Source organism: Stieleria sp., assembly GCF_041595215.1.
Lineage (GTDB): Bacteria > Planctomycetota > Planctomycetia > Pirellulales > Pirellulaceae > Stieleria > Stieleria magnilauensis.
Map to the genome: position 1 here is coordinate 1 of NZ_JBFHKV010001097.1, position 2,786 is coordinate 2,786.

General features: G+C 58.9%; 3 protein-coding genes. All 3 read left to right on the top strand.

All coding sequences use genetic code 11. The annotated features are described in order from the left end of the window. Nucleotides 1-448, top strand: a 448-nt coding sequence (locus ABX749_RS28430) for a hypothetical protein (protein ID WP_372899006.1), incomplete at its 5' end; no start/stop codon positions are given. 291 nt (nucleotides 449-739) lie between these two features. Further along, nucleotides 740-1,168, top strand: a complete 429-nt coding sequence (locus ABX749_RS28435) for a BlaI/MecI/CopY family transcriptional regulator (RefSeq protein ID WP_372899007.1) — start codon at nucleotides 740-742, stop codon at nucleotides 1,166-1,168. After that, a partial coding sequence (locus tag ABX749_RS28440; RefSeq protein ID WP_372899008.1) for a M56 family metallopeptidase occupies nucleotides 1,168-2,786 on the top strand: 1,619 nt, incomplete at its 3' end. The genes ABX749_RS28435 and ABX749_RS28440, both read left to right, overlap by 1 nt.

Sequence of the window (2,786 nt, forward strand, 5' to 3'; positions counted from 1 at the left end):
CTGTGCGCGGTTGCTGGATGACGGCAACGATGCGCTCTCGAAACCCGGTTGGATCTGGCGGGATGTCGTACGCTGGAATGCGAACTGCATCAAATCGACTCAGCAGAAATCAACGGTGTATCGCCCATCGGATGCCCACGACGAAACTTTCCCCCAACGCAAACACGATTGCGCGATATCAGCTAAACCGAGTTTTCAAATTCATTCGATCGGCTGCGCTGATTCGGCCGCGCTGATCACGAGCAATCCCGTCGGCCTGGTGATTGCATCGTTGATTGGTCATGCGGATTCCCCCTCACCCCCGGCCCCTCTCCCCCAAACAAGCCTCTACTCCTCGCAACGTTTTCGCTTACTAAAATCATTTGGCGCGCATGATCAATCTGAATCGACCACGAGGCTTGTTCGGGGGAGAGGGGAGCCATTTTGGGTAAGTCGCTTCTCGTTTTAGCGGTCCGGGCTTGCGCCCTGCCGCGAACACCTCGTCAACCGCAGGGAATAAATGCTTTACAGCGTTGCCTGAACGGAGTGCAAGCTGGAAGCTTGCGGTTTCGGGACGGTGCGGCAAGCTGGAAGCTTGCGAGGAGGCAAGCAGGATGCTTACCCCACTTGGCAAGCAGGATGCTTACCCCACTTTGGGAAATTCGCAATTCTCGCTTGACTTTATGACGTTGGTCGTAAATGATACGACCGTTGTCGTAAATGCGATTTTGACCTTTGCTTTTCGCTCGGTGTTTTGCGGATGAAATCAAACCTGCGTCTGTCCAGCGGCGAGCTGGACTTGATGGACCTGTTGTGGCGTGAAGGGCCGCTGACGTTGGCCCAGGCCCACGAGCGTTTCGGCGCCGAGACGGTCGGTTACACCACCATGCAAACGCGATTGAATCGTTTGGTGGACAAGGGCTTGGCGTCCAAATCGGGGCGGCCGGCGGAGTACGCCGCAGCGATCGAGCGGGAGCAAGCCCAGGCGGGGCATCTGGATCAGCTGATCTCAAAACTCTCCGGCGGCAGTGTCGTTCCGCTGGTCGCCCAGCTGATGCAGGACCGTGAAATCAGCCGCGACGAATTACAGGAACTCAAACGTCTGATCCGCGACGCCGAACAGAATCCTGGCTCCGGCAAGGCTGACTCGAAACGCGGTTCCCAGGGCCAGTCGGGAGGCAAACGGTGATGATCACGCTCTTGCATTGTCTGGTGACTGCATCGGTCATGTTAACGATCGCGTGCGGTTTGGCAGCCTTCTTGCTGCGACGCTTGGATGTCGTGACGCCGCGTTTGCGGCAATGCCTGTTGTTCTGCGTGCTGCTGCAGGGGCTGATGCTGTTTCGGGTGCCCGTCGAGCTGCCGTGGTTGGAAAGCACGCCCATCGGTGCGACACAGCTAGCGGTCCACGACATTGCTGAATTCACTCCGTCGGCCAGTGATGCGGTGGTCGGAAACACGCCGTTGCCTCAGCGCGATCGATCGCAAGGTGAGTTTGCGTTGCAATCGACCGTGTTGTCGTCCGGGCAGACGGATCAGGCCCCATGGGTGACCTCGTGGACGGAGCTTGGCGTCTCGGTCGCGTGTCTGATTTGGATGCTGGGGATCGTCTGCATCGTGATCCGCAGTCTGTTCCGCTATGCCAAGCTGTGTCGATTGGTCGATCAACTGCAACCAGCGCCGGAACCTTGGCAAGCCGAGTGGCAAACGCTTTGTTCAGGTCGCGGCTATCAGGCACCCCAAATGGTCGTCTCCGGTTCGGCCGGACCGATGCTGGTGCGTCGCCCCCGCGGATACGCCTTGGTGGTCCCCGAACAATATTGGCGTTCGCTTTCCGCCGACCAGCGGCGCGGGGTGCTGTTGCACGAACTGGCTCACCTGTGTCGTCGTGACGTTTGGCGGCAAGCGGTTGCCCGGATTGCCGTGGTGTTGCATTGGTGGAACCCGGCGGCGTGGTGGTGCGTGCGTCGTTATGAAGAATCCGCCGAATGGGCGTGCGATGAATCACTGACTCAAACGGATCCGGCTGCCGCCCGGGGGCTCGCCGCCAGTTTGGTGCAACTGGTCGAGTTTCTTGAAAACGCCACGTTGAGTCCCACCCCGATCGCTCGCGGATTGGGTGTGCAGTCGATGGCTGCTCCGCCGCTGACCGAACGCGTCACCCGTCTTCTCAATTCTTCTTCGTCCTCTAGAGAGTCTGTCATGAAACGTCTTGTATTGGGGTTGCTCGCCGCCGGCCTGTTGACCCTCTCCGCGGTGCAATTCCGCCTGGTCGCAGCGGATGCCGATGGTCAGGGCGAATCGGGTTCCGCCGAGACATCAATGGCATTGCAAGTGCTGTCCTCGGATTCCAAGGACTTGATCCAAACGTTGCGACAGCGTTTGAATCCGGATGACAAGGCGTCGTCGGAGTTGAATCAATTGCTTGCCAGCGAATCCGGACAAGTCGCGTTCGCCGGGGTGATCGATTTGTTGAAAGGCAAGTATCGCGAGTCGATTCGCGCCGAGGCGATTCCTCGTTTTGTTGAAAAACATTTTGAAGTTGCTCCCGATGGAACCCTGGCCCTGCGCAGCAGCAGTCGGGTGACGGCGGATGCGTGGGTGCAACGCTCGCAGCAGTTGGGGGGCGTGCTCGAGTCGATGAACGGGCGCATGAAGGGGGTTGCCGATCGTCTGGAGGATTCCGGGGAAGTCAATCAGATGGCTCGCCGCATGCTGACCGACGAGCATGTCGCCTACGCGATCATGTTGGACGAATTTGACGGACGCAGCGATCCGATCGAACTGTTCCTTGGCAAAGCACTCGA

What these genes read in the sequence shown, in the direction of transcription:
- ABX749_RS28435 (WP_372899007.1), top strand. Translation starts at nt 740, where the DNA reads ATGAAATCAAACCTGCGTCTGTCCAGCGGCGAGCTGGACTTGATGGAC.